General features: G+C 50.2%; 14 protein-coding genes, 1 pseudogene and 1 other annotated feature. Of the genes and pseudogenes, 6 read left to right on the top strand and 9 right to left on the bottom strand.

Translation table 11 applies throughout. The features are described 5' to 3' along the window. Window positions 1-16: 16 nt before the first annotated feature. Both OGX90_RS13030 and OGX90_RS13025 read right to left on the bottom strand, forming a co-directional pair. Entirely contained in the window at window positions 17-760 is a 744-nt protein-coding gene (locus OGX90_RS13030) for a YciC family protein (protein WP_003020663.1), read from the bottom strand. 28 nt (window positions 761-788) lie between these two features. Further along, window positions 789-866 (bottom strand): annotated as a pseudogene (locus OGX90_RS13025) (YkgJ family cysteine cluster protein); the annotation flags it as partial. A gap of 292 nt (window positions 867-1,158) precedes the next feature. On the opposite strand from OGX90_RS13025, the gene ompW reads away from it, so the two are divergent. Continuing rightward, window positions 1,159-1,797 (top strand): outer membrane protein OmpW, encoded by a 639-nt coding sequence (gene ompW / locus OGX90_RS13020; RefSeq protein WP_003833354.1) that lies wholly within the window; start codon window positions 1,159-1,161, stop codon window positions 1,795-1,797. 421 nt (window positions 1,798-2,218) lie between these two features. Then, entirely contained in the window at window positions 2,219-2,935 is a 717-nt protein-coding gene (locus OGX90_RS13015; protein WP_003020658.1) for a YebC/PmpR family DNA-binding transcriptional regulator, read from the top strand. A 391-nt stretch (window positions 2,936-3,326) separates the two neighbouring features. On the opposite strand, the gene OGX90_RS13010 is transcribed toward OGX90_RS13015, so the two are convergent. Then, a complete protein-coding gene (locus OGX90_RS13010; RefSeq protein ID WP_223240868.1) occupies window positions 3,327-3,764 on the bottom strand; it encodes a hypothetical protein in 438 nt (145 codons plus the stop codon). A gap of 259 nt (window positions 3,765-4,023) precedes the next feature. On the opposite strand from OGX90_RS13010, the gene OGX90_RS13005 reads away from it, so the two are divergent. Then, complete coding sequence (locus OGX90_RS13005) at window positions 4,024-4,299, top strand: hypothetical protein (protein ID WP_003833349.1); 276 nt, start codon at window positions 4,024-4,026, stop codon at window positions 4,297-4,299. A gap of 186 nt (window positions 4,300-4,485) precedes the next feature. Beyond that, window positions 4,486-5,958, top strand: coding sequence for a GGDEF domain-containing protein (locus tag OGX90_RS13000; protein ID WP_286623997.1), 1,473 nt, complete (start codon window positions 4,486-4,488; stop codon window positions 5,956-5,958). 32 nt (window positions 5,959-5,990) lie between these two features. Here OGX90_RS13000 and trpA read toward each other — a convergent pair whose 3' ends face one another. The 6 genes from trpA to trpL form a co-directional block, all read right to left on the bottom strand. Then, window positions 5,991-6,797 carry a tryptophan synthase subunit alpha gene (trpA, locus tag OGX90_RS12995; protein WP_008784942.1) on the bottom strand — a complete coding sequence of 269 codons (807 nt, stop codon included), beginning with the start codon at window positions 6,795-6,797 and terminating at the stop codon, window positions 5,991-5,993. After that, on the bottom strand, window positions 6,797-7,990 hold the full coding sequence (gene trpB, locus OGX90_RS12990; RefSeq protein WP_003020645.1) for a tryptophan synthase subunit beta: 1,194 nt from the start codon (window positions 7,988-7,990) through the stop codon (window positions 6,797-6,799). The genes trpA and trpB overlap by 1 nt, the downstream gene beginning before the upstream one ends. A 10-nt stretch (window positions 7,991-8,000) precedes the next feature. Continuing rightward, window positions 8,001-9,359 (bottom strand): bifunctional indole-3-glycerol-phosphate synthase TrpC/phosphoribosylanthranilate isomerase TrpF, encoded by a 1,359-nt coding sequence (trpCF, locus tag OGX90_RS12985; protein ID WP_502872849.1) that lies wholly within the window; start codon window positions 9,357-9,359, stop codon window positions 8,001-8,003. 3 nt (window positions 9,360-9,362) lie between these two features. Further along, window positions 9,363-10,958 carry a bifunctional anthranilate synthase glutamate amidotransferase component TrpG/anthranilate phosphoribosyltransferase TrpD gene (gene trpD / locus OGX90_RS12980; protein WP_003020639.1) on the bottom strand — a complete coding sequence of 532 codons (1,596 nt, stop codon included), beginning with the start codon at window positions 10,956-10,958 and terminating at the stop codon, window positions 9,363-9,365. Next, window positions 10,958-12,520 (bottom strand): anthranilate synthase component 1, encoded by a 1,563-nt coding sequence (locus OGX90_RS12975; RefSeq protein WP_071446270.1) that lies wholly within the window; start codon window positions 12,518-12,520, stop codon window positions 10,958-10,960. The genes trpD and OGX90_RS12975 overlap by 1 nt, the downstream gene beginning before the upstream one ends. Window positions 12,521-12,543: 23 nt before the next feature. Further along, window positions 12,544-12,638, bottom strand: a sequence feature (Trp leader region). Next, complete coding sequence (trpL, locus tag OGX90_RS12970; protein ID WP_012905981.1) at window positions 12,615-12,659, bottom strand: trp operon leader peptide; 45 nt, start codon at window positions 12,657-12,659, stop codon at window positions 12,615-12,617. Its footprint overlaps the feature before it by 24 nt. 135 nt (window positions 12,660-12,794) lie before the next feature. Between trpL and rnm the strand changes: the two genes are divergently transcribed. Both rnm and OGX90_RS12960 read left to right on the top strand, forming a co-directional pair. Then, window positions 12,795-13,673 carry an RNase RNM gene (gene rnm, locus OGX90_RS12965; protein ID WP_060682125.1) on the top strand — a complete coding sequence of 293 codons (879 nt, stop codon included), beginning with the start codon at window positions 12,795-12,797 and terminating at the stop codon, window positions 13,671-13,673. Next, entirely contained in the window at window positions 13,670-14,290 is a 621-nt protein-coding gene (locus OGX90_RS12960; RefSeq protein WP_003833336.1) for an L-threonylcarbamoyladenylate synthase, read from the top strand. The genes rnm and OGX90_RS12960 overlap by 4 nt, the downstream gene beginning before the upstream one ends. The last annotated feature ends 68 nt before the right edge of the window (window positions 14,291-14,358 follow it).

Here is a 14,358-nt window from a genome sequence, read left to right as displayed (position 1 = left end):
GGAATGCGTTCAGGGTTTATTGGCGAATCAGCATGTACAGGCGGAACAAATAGATCAGCAACACGGCGGAGATCATATTGCTCAGCGTATTCGCCAATACCGCGCCAACATTCGGCGTAAGTACTGCAAAACTTGGCGCAAAAAGCAACAGCAGCGTTTTTGCCAGCAACCAACCGATCACTGCCGGCGCAACCAGTCGCATATTGGACCACGCCAGACGCATACTGTTGCGCATCGCGGCAAAGACACCCATTTTGTCCTGTACCAACATCACCGGTGCGAGTGCCAGCAGGATCGCCAGCAGAATACCGGGTACAACAACCAGCATAATACCGATTTGCACCAGCAGAGTAGTCAGAAAAATCAGAATAAACAGCTTCGGTAACACTGGCGCACTGGCGCCGATGGCACGTAACGCACTGACGCGATGACCTGCTGAAATCAGCTGAATCATCAGGATGACCCCCCCGGCGAGGATGGCATTACCAATCAGACCGGAAAACGTCGACGCTGCGGATGCGCGTAGCAAAATTTGCTGTTGCTCCGGGGTCATGTTTTGCACCAGATCGAACAGCCCCACGCTGCTGGTTAACTGATCGCCTTCACTGAGTTGCGCAATTTGTGCGTCAGTGGGGGAAAAGGCATGCCCTAACACCACTGTGATAAACGCGCACAACAACGATACCAGCAAGATGGTAATGAATTGATTACGGAAAAAGTTTCCCGTGTCACGGTAAACGGATTTCGCCGTGATAGACATGCACTCTCCTTGAGTTTTGCAGGTGTTCATTTGCGGGCAATTGTACCCTGGATAACTCTACAGTGGCAGCATCGCGCGATGTATGGAAAAGCATATCTTTGTAAAGCTGCAGTAATTTTTGGCTATGACTTCAGCGTCGTGCATGAACGCTGTTTGTTATCTGTGCATCACGCGCAGATATCCATCACCCATCAGCAATGAGCTGGAGGTACTTGCACATTGAAAATATATCAAAATTGATCTGAATTAATTTAACCAGGATTTTGAATGCAAGTTCTAACTTAATCTGGATCAATAAATGTTAAATTATCAAAGTCAATGTGATCCATGTTAGATCACTTATTACTCCAATGTGGGTATATTCGTTCCGCTTTTATAACCATAACGATGGAGCGGACATGAAAAAATTAACAGTTGCAGCATTGGCTTTAACAACTCTTCTCTCTGGTAACGCATTTGCGCATGAAGCTGGAGAATTCTTTATTCGTGCAGGTTCAGCCACCGTCAGGCCGACGGAAGGTGCAGGTGGTACGCTGGGCAGCTTAGGTGGCTTTGATGTCAGCAATAACACGCAGTTAGGTCTGACATTTACCTACATGGCAACCGACAATATCGGTGTTGAATTACTGGCAGCTACGCCGTTCCGCCATAAAATCGGCACTGCTGCAACGGGTGATATTGCCACCGTACATCATCTACCGCCGACGTTAATGGCGCAGTGGTACTTCGGTGACTCCAGCAGTAAACTGCGTCCGTACGTAGGTGTTGGGGTGAACTACACGACCTTCTTCGATGAAGGCTTTAACGATAACGGTAAAGAAACGGGGTTATCGGATCTGAGCCTGAAAGATTCCTGGGGTGCAGCAGGGCAAGTCGGTATGGACTATCTGATTAACCGCGACTGGCTGATTAACATGTCGGTCTGGTACATGGATATCGATACCACTGCAAGCTATAAAATGGGTGGCGTCCAGCAGCGAGACAGTGTACGCCTCGATCCGTGGGTGTTTATGTTCTCTGCGGGTTATCGTTTTTAAGTTCTTCTGCAAAACCCCTGCAAAACTGGTCATCAAGTGACCAGTTTTTTTTCATTCTTTTCCACGCGTGTCGTTGTCTTGAACGGCCATTATTTTGCTCCTCTGGCCTGACAAAATTTGTGTGTCGAAACCTCGCTATAAGCAGTGCAGCAGCAACTTTAATAGTAGAAGTGTTTGTCTGGAATATCACTTTTGTTTCTCTTCACTTATGCATTATTGCTGCGGACCATTTATTAAGAACAAAAAAGAACCAGAGGATAATTTATCAATAATGTTAACTATTGATAAAATTAAAGTAACATATCGTAAAATTCTAATATTTTTATTTTTAATAGACGAGGATTTATACGTCATGATATAATGTAATGCTAGGTTATTTACCTGTCGGCTATGTAAATGAATTTTTGAGGAGATCATTCCAGTGGGACGTAAGTGGGCAAATATTGTTGCTAAAAAAACAGCTAAAGACGGTGCAACGTCTAATGTATATGCAAAATTCGGTGTCGAAATTTATGCTGCTGCTAAACAAGGCGAACCAGACCCAGAATTAAATACATCTTTAAAATTCGTTATTGAACGTGCTAAACAAGCGCAGGTTCCAAAACACGTTATTGATAAAGCCATTGATAAAGCCAAAGGCGGCAGTGATGAAACGTTCGTGCAAGGGCGTTATGAAGGCTTTGGTCCCAGTGGCTCACTGATTATCGCTGAAACATTGACTTCAAATGTTAACCGTACGATTGCTAATGTCCGCTCAATTTTTAATAAAAAAGGTGGGAATATCGGGGCGGCTGGTTCTGTCAGCTATATGTTTGACAATACCGGAGTGATTGTATTCGAAGGAACAGATCCTGATCATATTTTTGAAATTTTGCTTAATGCTGAAGTAGATGTTCGTGATGTAACCGAAGAAGAAGGAAACATCGTTATTTATACTGAATCTACAGATCTTCACAAAGGCATTGCAGCTCTAAAAGCAGCAGGGATTACTGAATTCTCTACCACAGAATTAGAGATGATTGCTCAATCAGAAATTGAACTTTCACCAGAAGATTTAGAAGTCTTTGCAGGGCTTGTTGATGCCCTTGAAGATGACGATGATGTTCAAAAAGTATATCATAACGTTGCAAATCTCTAATGATAGATTAAAGGAATCTGTCATTATGGCAGATTTTTTTAACTCATAGATTTGTTATGAAGAAGAATGTCTGGCCAGATATGTCTATTCTAAAAAATAGATAAAAACCACTATCTTAAAAAAGAAAATGTAATAATTAAAATCTCTGGCCTTAACTTTATAAGTACGCGATATCCTGCATCCACTCAGCGCCGCTATGAACAATTGAGATGTTAACTCCATCATTCCAGATCATTCTGATGCAAGCACAACGTGAGTTCCTCACTTATCGCTGTCCCGACATTATGAGTGAAGCTTTTCATCAGATAGTGTGGTCCGCTTCACGCTCAGAGTCGTCCAGCGATTGACAGTCTCAGGCAGTATGGAAACAATGAGTACAAGTACACTGTTATTACAAACTCGGATATTTTCCATCGTCATCAACTAAAAAAATCTGAGATAGATACCAGGTATCATTTTCTTTGGACAACTGATATTCATAAATAGGTGAATAATACTGCCTTGATAATTTTGTCGTTACGACCGCTATTTTTTCAGTAATCTGAACCGATATGATCTTCTCTTGCTCAGGGTCATGACTAGACTCAGAACCAAAAGCTATAGGCTCGCCCTGAAAACCAGGTTTTGTATATTTTTTCAAAAGCTCATTCCAACCCTTCTGGGCCTGGAGCATAACTTCTTGCTTTCCATCGTTCTGATTTCTCTGAAATGACTGGTCATTCCAATATTTATAATCCCTCTGGAAAGCGGTGACTACCTGTTCCGGAGTATTTGCCAGTATGTCCCCAGCGCTTAAAAATCCAACGCTTAACACAACTAATTTAATCAACAGATGTCTCAACAAGTTCACCCATATTTGGCATGCTTTAAAGCAGTGTCTCGCAAGGGACTTTTTGAAGTCAACTTAATTAATAGCTGCACAACCAGGATGATTGAACTGTATAGATTCCGAGCATGCCTGATAGTGGTTAGCAACCAGGAAACATTCCCCTCGTTCTTCATTTAAACATTCTGGGGAAAACATCGAGCCTTTCTCCCCTTTGATGTAGTGCTACTCTTTAAGCAAACCAACTTTGAGGGTATTGCTGATGATGTTGACCCGCCATCTGCTACAGCAAAAAATCACACTTCTGGAACCGTTCTCCGAAGACCAAACGGCAGCGTTTGCCGTGAGTGCTGCACGTGAGTTATTGCTTTACATGGATAAAATTGAGGCGCTGGAGAAAATTATTGCGACTCCGGTTACACTACCTTATTGCAGCGCAAGTCCGGTTTGTGAGATTGAGGCGGGCTATGCCGCAGGCGTAAACGACTGCCGCGAGGCCATCCGGCGGGCAGGATATCCTATCGAAGGTGATGATTAGTTTGCGCTTATGTTAACAAATATGTGCTTTTAATGTATAAATCTGTAACCTAAGCGCGCGACTGCGGGCTACATCAACTTACCTGCTTCGGAGTGGCAAACATTCTCTATCAACGTACAACGCTGTTATGCAACAACATAAACGGGTAACCGATTTGGCAATACTGTTAACTATCAGGGTGGACTCGTGAAGATTGTGCAGGATAAGCTCAGAAACAGGCAGGCACTGCTGGTATCAGGGCTCATTACGTTGATATTTACGTCGTTGTTTCTGTTTATTATTTATGAACAGCGAATGGCCGCTGCCAGCGAAGGTGTTAACCGCCTGCAAGCGCGCATGATGGACATTTTTAACGACAACGAGCTGATCGCCGATGCGATTGGCGAGCGCTACCACCATATCAAAACGGGTGATCAATGCGGTGATATTTCACAATTCGCCCCCCGGGATGAGAATGAATGGGGAATTAACGCCGACCCAAAGCGGCTGCATTCGGCAACGGGGACAATGGTTGCTCAGCAAACCAGCCACAACGCGCTGTGTATGTATACGGCGGCGGAGTTTATTCGCGGTATGGTCAATGAGCTAAACCCGGGCAGTTTTGATGCACATCGTTATATTATCGCCAAAAACTCAGATTATTTTTACTGGTTTATGGCTTCCGATTCGCGCAATTTCAGTTTCTCTAATTCTGAAATGGCGCGGGATATCACGCAATTTTTCTATCCCCCCGTCGATTTCTATACCCGACTGCTGCAGAAAAACGTCAAAAATAAAGCCCTCAGCTCAACGAATTTCTATACCGATAAAATTACCGGTGAAAAAGCTTACAGCGTGGTGAGTTATATCTACGATCTGTCTGGCAAAGAGATATCAGACCAAATCGTGGCTTATCTGGTCTATGACCATTCAAAGTCCGAATTGCAGGAAGCGTTAGCCCAGGCATTTGACTACCAAATTCCACCAGAATTGAACGTAGAATTGGTGAATTTGACCAACAATGAGAGTCTCTGTTTATCCGGTAAATGTACCGGTCAATCCCGCTTTATGGTGCGCAATTTTTCAGAGAAATATGCGCTGCACTATTCGCTTTCATTAGGCCGTTTTATGGCGCGCGACGCACATGCCGGGATTGTTATCCTGCTGGCGCCGTTCTTTTTCATCATCATTAGCTTCTCGTTAAAGTCATGGCTAAACGAAAGCGACCTAAAAGTTTATATCGATACTCTGACCGGCTGTTTTAACCGCCGAATTCTCGACATCATCAAGCGTCGGGATTTATCACACTGCTCGGTGGTGCTACTTGACTGTAATAAGTTCAAGGCCGTCAATGACACCTGGGGCCACGCGGCAGGCGATCGTGCGCTGCAAATTATCGCCAACAGAATGCTGTCAAACACCCGCACCAGTCACGATATTGTGATTCGTACCGGCGGGGATGAATTTATGATCCTGCTGTTTCGATCGCAGGCAACTGACGCTATAGCAATCGCGCAACGTATTAGTGGGCAGGTGACCAGCCATGTGTTTGTGGTGGATGGCCATACCGTGCCATTGTCAGTATCGTGGGGGATTGCAGAGGTGAATGGTGAACTTGATGCGGCCATTCAGAATGCGGATAGCGCTATGTATAGAATGAAGCACACGAAAGAAGGATAAAACCGCCAGAAATTTCTGGCGGTTGATTTAGCTTACTGGTGGGTGGCGGCTTTCATCGTGCTGACAAACGCTTTCAGCTCAGCCAGCATCTGTTCCGGTGCCGCAACATTTTTCTCAATGATTTTCACAATTGCCGAGCCGGAAATTGCACCGGCGGCACCGGCTTCAATAGCACCAGCGACCTGTTCAGGCGCAGAAATACCAAAGCCCTGTAAAGAAGGTGGCGCACCATATTCTTTCAGCTTTTCGACCAGATGATGCAGCGGTAATGCCGCACGATTTTCGGCACCGGTCACACCTGCACGTGAAAGCAGATAAGTGTAGCCACGACCATAAGAGGCAATCTGGCGTAGCAGTTCTTCATCAGCGTTCGGCGGGCAGATGAAAATCGGCGCGATGTTGTGGCGCAGCGCTGCAGTTCTGAACGGAGCTGACTCCTCAACCGGCACATCGGCTACCAACACAGAATCCACACCGACTTTCTCACAATGGGCGTAAAATTCATCAATGCCCTTACTAAAGACCAGGTTGGCATACATCAGCAACCCAATGGGAATCGTCGGATGCTTCTGGCGAATCAGCGCCAGCATTTCAAAGCATTGCGACGGTGTAACGCCGGCGGCAAACGCACGCAGGGTGGCTTCCTGAATAGTTGGGCCATCTGCCAGCGGATCGGAGAACGGAATGCCGAGCTCAAGCGCGTCGGCACCGGCTTCAATCAGCGTATCAATGATTTTCAGTGACTGCTCAACAGACGGATCGCCCAGGGTTACGAAGGGGACAAAAGCGCCTTCTTTGCGGTCCTTCAGCTGTGCAAACAGGTTTTCGTAACGTTCCATCAGATTTCCCCTCGCGCTTTCAGAATATCGTGTACGGTGAAAATGTCTTTGTCTCCGCGACCGGAGAGATTAACCACCAGTAACTGCTCTTTTTCCGGATTCTCACGCATCATTTTCAACGCGTGCGCCAGGGCATGGGAGGACTCCAGTGCCGGAATAATTCCCTCGTGCAGACACAGCGTTTTGAAGGCTTCCAGTGCTTCATCATCGGTGATTGAAACATAATCAGCGCGACCAATGCTGTTCAGGTACGCATGCTGTGGCCCAACTGACGGGAAGTCCAGTCCTGCAGAAATAGAGTAAGACTCTTCAATCTGTCCTTCTTCGGTCTGCATCATCGGGGACTTCATGCCGAAGTAAATCCCGACACGACCATGCTTCAACGGCGCGCCGTGTTCTCCAGACTCAATCCCATGACCGCCTGGCTCTACGCCAATCAGACCGACGCTGGTTTCATTAATAAAGTCGGCGAACATACCGATGGCGTTAGAACCGCCACCCACGCAGGCGATAACGGCGTCCGGCAGACGACCTTCTTTTTCCAGAATCTGTGCCTTGGTTTCTTCACCGATCATGCGCTGGAACTCACGCACAATGGTCGGGAAGGGGTGCGGACCAGCCGCCGTACCGAGCATGTAGTGCGCGGTATCGTAGCTGCCAGACCAGTCGCGAAGCGCTTCGTTACAGGCATCTTTCAGCGTTGCGGAACCGCTGTGAACGGGGATAACTTCAGCGCCCATCAAACGCATACGGAAAACGTTAGGCGACTGACGTTCAACATCTTTCGCGCCCATATAAATACGGCATTTCAACCCCAGCAGTGCGCTGGCGAGAGCAGATGCAACACCGTGCTGACCCGCGCCTGTTTCGGCGATGATTTCCGTTTTACCCATGCGCTTCGCCAGCAACGCCTGACCCAGCACCTGGTTGGTTTTGTGCGCGCCACCGTGCAGTAAGTCTTCACGCTTGAGATACAGCGTCGTGTTGGTGCCTTGAGTAATGTTCTGGCACTTGGTCAGTGCGGTTGGGCGACCCGCATAGTTTTTCAGCAGATCTGTAAACTGCGCCTGAAATTCAGGATCCTTTTGTGCGCTGACAAAAGCTTCTTCCAGCTGGCGCAGGGCAGGCATCAGAATCTGTGGCACATACATACCGCCAAATTCACCAAAGTACGGATTGAGTAATGTTGTCATGTCCTTTTCCTTAATATGCGCGCAGCGTCTGAAAGACCGAAGCCAGAAGACGTGCATCTTTGATGCCCGGCTGTGACTCTACGCCAGAATTGAAATCGAGACCGGCACAGCCGGTTTTTGCCGCGTCAACGCAGTTATCTGCGCCGAGTCCGCCAGCCAGTAAAACGTTATCCAGTGATTGTCCGCCTAAAAGTGACCAGTCGAAGCGTTGACCGCTGCCGCCCTGGCCGTTGTCGAAGAGGTATTTATCGACATACTGATAATTACGGGCTGGCAACGTCTCGCTGACGCTGAGTGCCTTCCAGATTTGCACCTGTGCGGGCAGTAAGTCGCGCAGGGCGTCAACATAGGACTGGTCTTCGTTACCGTGCAGTTGCACGGCAGTTAGTCCCAGCTCCGCCGCTGTTGCGCTCACGTCGGCAATATCTGAGTTGCGAAACACCCCGACGTATTGCAGCGGCGCGCCGGTCATGACCTCTCGCGCCTGTGCTACGTTGACCGCGCGCGGTGATGTGGGGACAAAAATCAAGCCGCCGTAAATGGCGCCCGCTTCGTATGCCGCATTTGCATCCTGAGCCCGGGTTAAACCGCAGACTTTATTCTCGCCGAGCAGTACGCGTCGCACGGCGGCGTGCAGATCAGCATGCGACATCAGCGCGGAGCCAATCAGAAAACCGTTAGCGAAGTGGCTGAGCTCGCGCACCTGACCGTAAGTATTGATGCCGGACTCGCTGATGACGGTCACACCATGACCCAGTCGCGGTGCCAGTTGACGGGTGCGATTCAGATCAATCGACAGATCGCGTAAGTCACGGTTGTTGATACCAACGACTTTGGCGCCCAGTGCGATAGCACGCTCCAGCTCTTCTTCGTTACTGACTTCGGTCAGTACGCCCATTTTCAGGCTGTGGGCGACGGCGGCGAGTTGACGATATTGCTCATCATCGAGCACCGACAGCATCAGCAAACAGGCGTCCGCCTGGTAGAAACGCGCCAGGTAAATCTGGTAAGGATCGATAATAAAGTCCTTGCACAGAATCGGCTGCGGTGCGATGCGGCTGACGATAGGCAGGAAATCAAAGCTCCCCTGGAAATACTTCTCATCGGTCAGTACGGAGATCGCGGAAGCATAATGTTTATAGATGCTCGCAATCTGTGCCGGGTCGAAGTCATCACGGATCACGCCTTTTGATGGAGATGCTTTTTTGCATTCCAGAATAAAGGCGGTGCGTGCACCTTGCAGCGCATCGTAGAAATCACGTGAGCCAGGCTGAACATCATTTTGAAAGCTGGCCAGCGGTTGTTGCTGTTTGCGGGCTTCTACCCAAATCGCCTTGTCTGCGACAATTTTCGCTAAAACGGTTTGCATCATTTACCCTCTTGCTGCCAGTGCAGTGACGCGGTCATAGGCCGCACCGCTACGCAGTACATTAATCACGGTTTGCGCATTGGCTTTTAAATCTTCTTCACCGTGCAGGCGCATTAACATGGCGACATTCGCGGCAACAGCAGCTTCATGAGCGGCTTCACCTTTACCTTGTAACAAGCGACTAAGAATGTCACGGTTTTCTTCCGGCGTGCCGCCAGCCAGCTGTTCCTGGTGATAAGGCGTCAGACCAAAGTCTTCTGCCGTCAGTTGATAACTCTTGATTTCCCCATCGTGCAGCTCTGCCACAATGGTCGGCGCATGCAGCGAAACTTCGTCCATGCCACCACTGTGCACCACGGCTGCTCGTTGATATCCCAGCACGCGCAGCGTTTCAGCAATCGGTAGCACCAGTTCCGGGCTGTAAACGCCGATCAGCGCCAGCGGCGGATGCGCCGGGTTAATCAACGGGCCGAGCACGTTAAACAGCGTGCGGGTTTTCAGCTGCTGGCGTACCGGCATGGCATGGCGAAAACCGGTGTGATATTTCGGCGCAAACAGGAAGCACACCCCGAGGTCGTCTAGCGCCTGACGGGATTTATCAGCGTTCATATCCAGATTGATGCCAAATGCCGCTAACAGATCCGAAGAGCCAGACTTGCTGGAGACACTGCGGTTGCCGTGTTTGGCAACTTTCAGTCCGCAAGCCGCCGCAACAAAGGCGCTGGCGGTAGAAATATTGATGCTGTTGCTGCCGTCGCCGCCGGTACCGACAATATCGGCAAACAGATAATCAGGGCGCGGGAACGGGGCGGCGTTTTCCAGCAGCGCGGTTGCCGCACCGGCAATTTCATTCGGGTGTTCGCCACGAATTTTCATGCTCACCAGCGCCGCAGCCAGTTGTTCCGGCTTCAGTTCACCGCGAACGACTGCGGAAAACAGCTGGTGACTTTCCTGCTGGGACAGCGTCTGGGCCTGATACAGTTTCTCCAGAATGGGTTGCAGCGTATTGGTTTGTTCAAGCTTCTGTTGCGCCCAGGCCAGCGTTTGTTCCAGCAAACGCGCGCCCTGGGTGGTCAGAATTGATTCCGGATGGAACTGGAAGCCACAAACGCGATCGGTATCGTGACGTACCGCCATCACCATGCCGTTAAAGTGGGCGTTAATGGTCAATCCAGCAGGTACGTTGCTGCCAACCAGTGAATGATAGCGTGCCACCGGCAGCGGATTCGCCAGACCAGCAAACATCGCCTGACCGTCGTGTTCAATGCTGGACGCTTTGCCGTGCAGGATCTCTCCGGCCTGGCCCACATATCCACCATAGGCTTCAACAATGGCCTGGTGTCCCAGACAAATACCGATGATTGGCAGCTTGCCGCGCAAACGGGTTAACAGCTCCGGCATGCAACCCGCTTCGCTTGGCGCGCCTGGTCCTGGAGAAAGCATCAGCACCGGATTTTTCATGGTTGCTAAGCGGTCAATCAACGTCTGGGCCGGAATATGGTTGCGGTAAATCACCACGTTGTGACCATTAGTACGCAGCTGATCCGCCAGGTTATAGGTAAAAGAATCGATGTTATCAAGCAGCAGAATGTCAGCCATTAGAAGGTCTCCTGTGCGTGGTGCGCGGTAGCGATAGCACGCAGAACCGCGCGCGCTTTATTACGGGTTTCATCGGCTTCAGACTGCGGTACAGAATCTAGAACAATCCCGGCACCGGCTTGTACGGTGGCAATACCGTCTTCCACGAGGGCGGAGCGAATGACAATACAGGTATCCAGATCGCCATGCGCCGTGAAGTAACCTACCGCACCGCCGTAGCTGCCACGGCGACGACCCTCGGCCTCGGCGATAAGCTGCATGGCGCGAACTTTTGGCGCTCCGCTTAACGTGCCCATATTCATACAGGCGCGGTAAGCGTGCAGCACATCCAGATCGCTACGCAGCTCGCCGACCACGCGCGAAACCAGGTGCATAACGAAGGAGTAACGATCGACTTTGGTGAGGTCAGCAACATAGCGGCTGCCAGGCGTACAGATGCGCGCCAGGTCGTTACGCGCAAGGTCAACCAGCATCAGGTGCTCAGAAAGCTCTTTATGGTCGGTACGCATCTCCAGCTCGATACGGCTGTCGAGATCGCGATCAAGCGAACCGTCCGCACGACGACCGCGCGGGCGAGTACCAGCAATCGGGTAGATCTCAATCTGGCGGCTGGTGGCATCGTATTTCAGCGAGCTTTCCGGGGAGGCGCCAAACAGCGTGAACTCGTTGTCTTGCATGAAAAACATGTACGGGCTGGGGTTACTTTTCTTCAGCACATAGTAGGCCGCCAGCGGAGATGGGCAGGGCAGCGAGAAACGGCGGGATGGCACCACCTGGAAAATTTCGCCCGCGCGAATCGCTTTTTGCATGCCACGAACTACGGCGCCAAACTCTTCATCGCTCTGATTGCACTCGCAGCGCATCTGCGGGACTTCAGTGACCGGCAACGGCGGCGCAGGCTCGGTAAGCTGCTGGCTCAATTGCGCCAGACGAGCATTAAGACGCTGTTTTTCCGCATCATTGGGGGTAAAAATACTGGCCTGAATACGGGTGCTTTTTTTCTGGTGGTCGATAACCATCAGCGTTTCTGCCAGATAGAAGCAGTAGTCAGGGCAACGGTTGCCCGCTTCAAGCTGTGGCAACTCTTCAAAACCCGCAACCAGATCGTAAGAAAACAGACCGCCGAAGAACATTGCTTCACGTTCTTGCGCTGGAACATTAACCAGCTCCTGCAATAAACGGAATGCATCAAATACGGACAGGGAGCATAAGCGGGCGTCTTCATCGAGCAGTGGGCTGACGGCAGGGAATCGCAGATGACGACCATTCGGCTGTTGTTCGTTCTCAACGCCAGCGGGCAGGGCAGCATCCAGCAGCGACAGCAGCGATGCGCCGTTTGCGGACAATGCCTGAATAGTGACAGTGTCACCGAGAGCGGTAATGCGTAATGCGCTGTCGACCAGCAGCAGGCTCTTCAGATCGTCTTTGCTGTCGATATCTGCAGATTCCAGCAGCAGTGTTGCTGGACGTGCGCCACACACTTGATGAAACAGCGCCGTCGGATTCTCACGGTAGGCGGCATCGCAGGCAAGCAGTTCGAGTGTCGGTTTTTGAGTTTGCATCGTTATTCTCATTAATTTTGTTCAAAAAAAAGCCCGCTCATTTGGCGGGCCGGGTATCTGGTTGCATATTGCAGACGTAAGACACTGCCCGAAATCAGGAAGTGCGCCACCAACCGTGCAGAACAAATGTTGCTTTCATCTCAGATACCTTCTTCATGTGAACTTGCGTACTAGTTAACTAGTTCGATGGAATAAAGTCAACACCTGATTTCAGTATATTTGTCGAAACCGCTATGATGGGCGTGATACGACATTTATTGAAACGGGAGCCGCCTTGAGCGACACGAATTACGCAGTGATTTATGACCTGCACAGTCATACTACAGCCTCCGATGGGCGATTAACGCCAGAAGCCTTAGTACACCGTGCGGTAGAGATGCGAGTCGGTACACTGGCGATCACCGATCATGACACCACGGCCGGCATTGCGGCGGCAAGAGAAGAAATTTCACGTTCAGGTTTAGCCTTAAATTTGATCCCTGGCGTAGAGATATCAACGGTCTGGGAAAACCATGAGATCCATATAGTGGGTCTGAACATTGATATCGCCCATCCCATGATGTGTGAGTTTCTGGCGCAACAAACGGAACGTCGTCAGCAGCGTGCGCGCCTGATTGCCGAACGACTCGACAAAGCGCATATCCCCGGCGCGTGGGAAGGGGCGTTACGCCTGGCTGATGGCGGGGCGGTTACGCGGGGCCATTTTGCGCGTTTCCTGATGGAATGCGGAAAAGCCACAACCATGGCGGATGTCTTTAAAAAATATCTTGCCCGTGGGAAAACCGGTTACGTTCCGCCACAGTGGTGTACAATAGAACAAGCTATTGATGTCATTCATCATTCTGGCGGTAAGGCTGTTCTGGCTCATCCTGGGCGGTACGATCTTAGCGCTAAGTGGCTGAAAAGACTGGTTGCACATTTTGCTGAACATCGCGGCGACGCGATGGAAGTAGCACAGTGCCAGCAGTCTCCCAATGAACGCACCCATCTGGCGACGCTTGCGCGTTCGCATCAACTGTGGGCATCGCAAGGGTCTGATTTTCATCTACCCTGCCCATGGATTGAATTGGGCCGTAAACTTTGGTTGCCCGCAGGCGTAGAAGGTGTCTGGCAACTTTGGGAGCAGCCCGCGATCACAGAGAGGAAAGTATGAGTCAGTTTTTTTATATTCATCCCGAAAACCCGCAGCAGCGACTGATCAATCAGGCCGTTGAAATCGTGCGTAAAGGTGGGGTGATCGTCTATCCAACCGATTCCGGTTATGCGTTGGGCTGCAAAATTGAAGATAAAGGCGCCATGGAGCGCATTTGCCGCATCCGTCACCTGCCGGACGGACACAACTTTACGCTGATGTGTCGTGACCTGTCCGAACTGTCGACCTATTCGTTTGTCGACAACGTGGCATTCCGTTTAATTAAAAACAACACGCCGGGTAACTACACCTTCATCCTGAAAGGGACGAAAGAAGTTCCGCGCCGTTTGTTGCAGGAAAAACGTAAGACCATCGGCCTGCGTGTGCCATCGAATCCGATTGCGCTGGCGCTGCTGGAAGCGCTGGGCGAGCCGATGCTCTCTACATCGCTGATGCTGCCGGGCAGTGAATTTACTGAGTCAGACCCGGAAGAGATTAAAGACCGTCTGGAAAAACTGGTGGATTTGATTATTCACGGTGGCTATCTCGGTCAGCAGCCGACCACGGTCATCGATTTAACCGACGATTCCCCGGTGGTGTTGCGTGAAGGCGTCGGCGACGTTAAACCTTTCTTATAAGGGCGCGAACCGCTATACTACGCGGCCTTAAAATGGCGCTGACTGGCGCCGTTGATTCTCCTGTTCGA

Origin of the sequence: Citrobacter sp. Cpo012 (assembly GCF_030333015.1) — a bacterium.
Lineage (GTDB): Bacteria > Pseudomonadota > Gammaproteobacteria > Enterobacterales > Enterobacteriaceae > Citrobacter > Citrobacter portucalensis.
Note: the sequence above shows the minus strand (reverse complement) of the source record. Positions and strands in the feature narration are given on the sequence as shown.

Bases quoted from the DNA above. Each gene is read 5' to 3' on its own strand.
- OGX90_RS13030 (WP_003020663.1), bottom strand. From the start codon at position 760: ATGTCTATCACGGCGAAATCCGTTTACCGTGACACGGGAAACTTTTTC.
- ompW (WP_003833354.1), top strand. From the start codon at position 1,159: ATGAAAAAATTAACAGTTGCAGCATTGGCTTTAACAACTCTTCTCTCT.
- OGX90_RS13005 (WP_003833349.1), top strand. From the start codon at position 4,024: ATGATGTTGACCCGCCATCTGCTACAGCAAAAAATCACACTTCTGGAA.
- trpA (WP_008784942.1), bottom strand. From the start codon at position 6,797: ATGGAACGTTACGAAAACCTGTTTGCACAGCTGAAGGACCGCAAAGAA.
- trpB (WP_003020645.1), bottom strand. From the start codon at position 7,990: ATGACAACATTACTCAATCCGTACTTTGGTGAATTTGGCGGTATGTAT.
- trpCF (WP_502872849.1), bottom strand. From the start codon at position 9,359: ATGCAAACCGTTTTAGCGAAAATTGTCGCAGACAAGGCGATTTGGGTA.
- trpD (WP_003020639.1), bottom strand. From the start codon at position 10,958: ATGGCTGACATTCTGCTGCTTGATAACATCGATTCTTTTACCTATAAC.
- OGX90_RS12975 (WP_071446270.1), bottom strand. From the start codon at position 12,520: ATGCAAACTCAAAAACCGACACTCGAACTGCTTGCCTGCGATGCCGCC.
- OGX90_RS12960 (WP_003833336.1), top strand. From the start codon at position 13,670: ATGAGTCAGTTTTTTTATATTCATCCCGAAAACCCGCAGCAGCGACTG.